General features: G+C 72.1%; 6 protein-coding genes. 3 read left to right on the forward strand and 3 right to left on the reverse strand.

The features are described from left to right. Both ruvX and D588_RS0111525 read right to left on the reverse strand, forming a co-directional pair. Window positions 1-405 (reverse strand): Holliday junction resolvase RuvX (gene ruvX, locus D588_RS0111520; protein ID WP_198526760.1); only part of this gene is annotated, 405 nt, incomplete at its 3' end. 7 nt (window positions 406-412) lie between these two features. Continuing rightward, the gene (locus D588_RS0111525; protein WP_010344126.1) at window positions 413-979 is read right to left on the reverse strand and encodes a YqgE/AlgH family protein; all 567 of its coding nucleotides are present in this window, start codon (window positions 977-979) and stop codon (window positions 413-415) included. A gap of 105 nt (window positions 980-1084) precedes the next feature. Here D588_RS0111525 and D588_RS0111530 point away from each other — a divergent pair, with 105 nt between their 5' ends. Genes D588_RS0111530 through D588_RS0111540 form a run of 3 tightly spaced genes read left to right on the forward strand, consistent with a single transcriptional unit; the run spans window position 1085 to window position 4649 of the window. Then, complete coding sequence (locus D588_RS0111530; RefSeq protein WP_017916084.1) at window positions 1085-2878, forward strand: DUF4153 domain-containing protein; 1794 nt, start codon at window positions 1085-1087, stop codon at window positions 2876-2878. 14 nt (window positions 2879-2892) lie between these two features. Beyond that, window positions 2893-3432, forward strand: a complete 540-nt coding sequence (locus tag D588_RS0111535; RefSeq protein WP_017916085.1) for a DNA-3-methyladenine glycosylase I — start codon at window positions 2893-2895, stop codon at window positions 3430-3432. Beyond that, entirely contained in the window at window positions 3429-4649 is a 1221-nt protein-coding gene (locus tag D588_RS0111540; protein WP_232764283.1) for a hypothetical protein, read from the forward strand. Before D588_RS0111535 ends, D588_RS0111540 begins: the two co-directional genes overlap by 4 nt. A gap of 210 nt (window positions 4650-4859) precedes the next feature. Here D588_RS0111540 and D588_RS0111545 read toward each other — a convergent pair. Further along, window positions 4860-5709 (reverse strand): tryptophan 7-halogenase (locus D588_RS0111545; RefSeq protein WP_017916087.1); only part of this gene is annotated, 850 nt, incomplete at its 5' end.

Here is a 5709-nt window from a genome sequence, read left to right on the forward strand (position 1 = left end):
GCGCTTGCGGCCGGCGGCACGGTCCACCGCGAAGCGTTGCGCGGCCTCGACCGAACTGGAGCGCTCGTCGACCAGCACCACCGGCAGGCGGTAGCGCGCGCCGAGTTCGCGGGCGAAGGCGTGCGCGCGCTTGCGGTTGGGCTGGTCGGCACCATCGAGGGTGAGCGGATCGCCGACCACCAGGCCGTGCGGCCGCCATTCGGCATGCAGGCGGTCCAGCGCCGGCCAGTCCGGCCCCTGCGCATGCACGTCGATCACCGCCAGCGCGCGCGCGCCGTTGCCGAAACAACTGCCGACGGCCACGCCGATGCGGCGGTGACCGACGTCGAAACCGAGCACGGTGCCGTCGCGGCGGATCGTCGCGGGCGCGGCGCTGGCGGGCGCGGGTGCGCCAGGCGCAGGCAGGCCGGACTCAGGCATGCCCGCTGTAGTCGGTGAGGCGGAACAGGTCCACGCCGATGCGCCCGGCCGCGGTCTGCCAGCGCCGCTCCAGCGGCAGCTCGAACAGCAGTTCGGCATCGGCCGGTGCGGTCAGCCAGCTGTTCTCGCCCAGTTCGTATTCCAGCTGGCCGGCGCCCCAGCCGGCGCAGCCCAGCGCGACCACCGCGTTGCGCGGCCCCTCGCCGCGCGCCATCGCCTCGAGCACGTCGCGCGAGGTGGTCAGGTACAGGCCGTCGGCGAACGCCAGGCTGGAATCCCAGCCGTGCGCGCCGTCGTGGATGACGAAGCCGCGCTCCGGATGCACCGGCCCGCCGCTGAGCACCACCTGCTCGCGCAGCGTGGCGTCGATGGTCTCGATGCCCATCTGCTCCAGCACTTCGCCCAGGGTGTATTCGGAGGCGCGGTTGACCACCACGCCCATCGCGCCGTTCTCGTCGTGCTGGCAGATCAGCGCCACGCTGCGGGCGAAGTTGGGATCGGACAGCGCCGGCAGCGCGATCAGCAGTTGGTTGGCCAGAGGCGTGGGCAAAGCGGACATGGCCCCATTCTATCGTCCCTCCCGCGTGCGCGCTGCCCGGGCTGCGGCGGGCTGCCATAATCCGCCCGACCGCGGCCGCGACCGGTCGCCCAGGAGCACGCACGCATGGACACGCCCCCCGACCTGCCACGCCAGACCCGCGCCTTCATCGTGCTGGTGGCCCTGCTGCAGGGCGCACTGCTGTACCTGGCGCAGCGCGGCGCCGAGCGCGGCCTGTGGCCGTTCGGCTCCCTGGGCGGTCAGGTGTGCTGGTACACCCTGGTGCTGACCGTGCCGACCATGACCCTGCTGTCGGTGCGGCACCTGGGCGCGCTGCGCCTGTGGCAGCACACCATCGCGGTGGCGGTGCTGGTGGCGGCCCTGTCCGCCTGGGCGGTGTGGAACGCCACCGGCGCGCCCGGCCTGCGCGCCGGCCAGGTGCTGGGCCCGTTCGCTGCGACCGTGGCGCTGGCGATGTTCGTGCTGCTGCCGTGGCTGCAGTGCCGGCTGCAGCACGGGCGCTGGCAGGCGCCGTACCGCGACCTGTTCGAGCATGCCTGGCAGAACGCGCTGACCCTGGCGCTGGCGCTGCTGTTCGTGGGGATCTGCTGGCTGGTGCTGTGGCTGTGGGGTGCGCTGTTCGCGCTGGTCAAGCTGACCCTGTTCCGCGACCTGTTCCGGCAGACCGCCTTCGTCTACCTGGCCACCGGCACCATGTTCGGCCTGGGCATCCTGATCGGCCGCACCCAGCAGCGCGCGGTGCAGGTGATGCGGCAGATCCTGTTCGCGATCTGCACCGGGCTACTGCCGCTGCTGGCGTTCGTGGCGGTGCTGTTCGCGCTGAGCCTGCCGTTCACCGGCCTGCAGCCGCTGTGGGAGACCCGGGCCGCGGCCAGCATCCTGATCGCCGTGGTGGCCACGCTGGTGGTCTTCGTCAATGCGGTGTACCAGGACGGCACCGCCGACGCGCCCTACCCGGCCTGGCTGCAACGGGTGATCGACGCCGGGCTGCTGAGCCTGCCGCTGTACGCGGGGCTGGCGCTGTACGCGCTGTCGCTGCGCATCGGGCAGTACGGCTGGAGTACCGAGCGCTTTGCCGGGGTGCTGGTCGCGGTGGTCGCCTGCGGTTACGCATGCGGTTATGCCTGGGCGGTGCTGCGCCCGGGCGCGCGCTGGCTGCAGCCGCTGGCGCCGGTGAACCGGGTGTTGTCGTGGGTGGTGATCGGCCTGGCGCTGGCGACCAGTTCGCCGCTGCTGGACCCCTACCGCCTGGTCGTCGGCGACCAACTGCAGCGCCTGGCCGATGGCCGCACCAGCGCCGCGCAACTGGACCTGGCCTACCTGCGCTTCGACAGCGGCCGCCGTGGCTACCGCGCGGTGCAGGCGCTGCGCGAGGTGCCCGCGTTCGCCGACGACACGGTGCAGCGCGAACGCCTGCAGCGGATGCTGCAGCGACAGAAGCGCTGGGGCGACGAGGACGACGAAACGCCGCGCAGCGACGATCCGCTGCAGGTGCGCCAGCGCATCGTGCTGGCCGCCGGCAGCGCCGAGCCCGACGCCGCGTGGTGGCAAGCGCTGCTGGCCGGCACGATCGAGGACGGCAATTGCCGGCGCGAGCACGCGCACTGCGTGGCGCTGCGCCGCGACCTGGATGGCGATGGCCACGACGACGTGTTGCTGTGCAATGCCAGCGCCGGCTACGGCGTCGAATGCCGGATCCACACCGACCCGGGCAGCGGCTGGCGCGACGTGGCGCGGACGCATTTCTTCCCGCGTCGTGGCGACAACGCCGAGGCGCTGTACCAGGCACTGCGCGACGGCAAGCTGCAGGTGCTGCCGCGGCGCTGGCCCGACCTGCAACTGCCCGGCACCCAGCGGACCGAGCTTTACCCCGCCGACCCCAACGACCAGATCGACTGACGGATACCCGCCGCATGAGCAGCTACTGCGATATCGCCCCCGGGCACCCGGTGCACGGCCACTACCACGACCACGAGTACGGCGTGCCGCAACGCGCCGAAGCCGACCTGTTCGAGCGGCTGGTGCTGGAGATCAACCAGGCCGGGCTGAGCTGGGAACTGATGCTGAAGAAGCGCGCCGGCTTCCGCGCCGCCTACGCCGGGTTCGACGTGGACACGGTGGCGGCCTTCGACGAGGCCGACGTGCTGCGCCTCCTCGGCGATGCCGGGATCATCCGCAACCGGCTCAAGGTGCAGGCGGCGATCCACAACGCGCAGGTGATCCAGCGCCTGCGGGCCAGCCACGGCAGCTTCGCCGCCTGGCTGGACGCGCAGCATCCGCGCAGCAAGGCCGAGTGGATCAAGCTGTTCAAGCGCACCTTCCGCTTCACCGGCGGCGAGATCACCGGCGAGTTCCTGATGAGCCTGGGCTACCTGCCCGGCGCGCACCGCGAAGACTGCCCGGCGTTCGCGCGCATCGCGCAGCTGGATCCGCCGTGGATGCGCAGCGCATGAACGGCGCCGCAGCGCCTGCTGCGCCTGCGCGCTTCGCCGCCGCACCACGGTGGATGCCACGGATACGGCCGACATCGTGGGCGACGGCGGCGCTGCTCGCACTGGCCGCATGCCCGGCGCCCGCGCATGCGGCTGCCCCCGGGACGGCGACGCTGCCGCAGGTACTCGAGCAGCTGCGCCGCGAGATCGAGGCCGAACCGGCCAGCAACCCTACGCCGATCGACACGGTGCTACAGCGCCATGAGGACACCACTGGCGTGAGCTTCGACCTCGCCGCAGCGGGCGCCGCAGCCGCGCCACTCGTGCAACCGGCCGGCGTCACCGCAGACGAATGGCAAGCGGTGCGCACATACCTGGGTGACGCCGGCACCGCGCAGGACGACGTTTCCGAAAACGGCGACGACCACTACACCCTGCTCGATCTGGACGAAGACGGGCAACGCGATCTGGTGATCACATCCTATGTCGGCGGCACTGGCCTGTTCACCGAGATCACGGTGCTGCGCCGCGACCCCGTACACGGCTTCCTTGCCCTGCCCAACACCGCACCCGACACAGCGCCGGCGACAGGCACCTTCAGCATCAACGGCCGCGGCAGCGATCAGACCCTGTACTGGCTGCGCATCGACGGCCGCAGCTATGCCGCCTATCGCGACGGCGACTACTTCCAGGACACGCTGACGCTGTCGCGCCCGCTATCGCCGCTGCCACAAGAGCGCAGCAGCTCCCGCGTGCTGCAGGTGCGCTACCGCTATCGGCATACGCTGGCGCCTGCGCCAGATACTGCGAACGCCACGACCGAAGAGCAGGACGCCGCACGCTGGCTGACGCAGCACCCGCAACTGCGCGCGGTCGCGGACCGGGAGTTGCAGCGCCTCGGCTTCGACGCACAGGGCCGGCAACGCCGGCCGAACCCGGACGCGCGCTGCCCGGTTCCAGCAGCGACCAGCGACCCCGAAGAACGCGCGCAATGGCCGTGGCACGGGCCCGGTCACTATACGTTCGACTACGTCGCCGACATACGCCTGCGGCACGGATCGGATTGCTACAGCGCCAGCATCGTCGCCTTCCGCAGCAGCAACCTGACCTCCTACGCTGCCTGCTGTGCGCTGTGGCTGTACGCCGCGCCCGGCGAGCAGGCGGTGACCTTGCCGCTGCTGTCCAAGCGCGAGCGCAGCAGCGTCAGGCTGACCGCAGCGGCACCGCCCGCGCAGTGAACGTGGGCGGATCACCGCGGATCGGTCGCCACCGGCTCGCGCGCGATGCAGGGGAAATGCGCCACCGCTGCGTCACGCCGGAAACGGCGGCGTTGGCACGCGAGCACGGATAGCGCCGGGGGCAGCCCAATACCGCCGGCAAGTGGTTGGCGTTGAAGGGATCTGAGCTTCGGCGTCCTCTACCGCTCGCGCACGGCGTGGCGGTCGGCATCACCCCGCCAGCCGCGCCTGCCAGAACGGCGCCTGCGCCCAACGCCGCTCGCGCGCGTACAGCGCCCCGCGTTCGCGCAGGTAGGCGCGAAAACGCGCGAACACGCCCTCCTGGTACGCCGCCAGCGGCGCCGGGCCGGCACCCTGCAGATGCGCTGCCAGTGCGTGCGCGGCGGCCTCGCCGTCCTGCAGGGCCTTGACGATGCCGTGCGCGGTCAGCGGATCGTAGGCGCTGGCCGCGTCGCCCACTGCCAACCAGTCGGCGCCCACCACGCGGCTGAGAATCGCCGACGGCCCCAGTGCGGCGATCAGGCCATCGGCCTCCGGCGCGCGGGCCGCGCCCTGCGCCAACCACTGCGCGACATGCCGGGTCTGGTGCGCCACCGCCAGCCACACGTCGCGGTCCAGGTACTGACGTTGCCGGCGCGGCTCCAGCGCCAGGGCCAGCATCAAGCGCTCATGCGGCAACTTCGCCGCATACCACCAGCCGTCGGCGCAGGCCTCCAGCAAGGCCTGCGACGGAATCGCCTCGGCCTGCTCCAGCGCGAACACACCGGCGACGAAGGCCAGGCAATCCACCTCGTTGCGGGCAACGCCCAGCCGCCGCACCGCCGCGGCGGCGATGCCGCTGGCGTCCACCAGGAACCCGGCGCTCAGCCAGCGCACGCCGCCCTGCTCTTCGTGCAGCTCCAGCACGTGATCGCCATCGGCGGCGCGGCCGACCGCGCCCAGGCGCAGGCCGCGCAGCAGCGTGCCGCCCTGCGCCGGCACCGCCGCGGCCAGCATCGCGTCGAAGGCGGCGCGGTCCACGTGCCAGCCCTTGCCCTGGCCGGCGACGATGAAATCGTTG

It is taken from the genome of Xanthomonas sp. SHU 308, assembly GCF_000364645.1.
GTDB lineage: Bacteria > Pseudomonadota > Gammaproteobacteria > Xanthomonadales > Xanthomonadaceae > Xanthomonas_A > Xanthomonas_A sontii.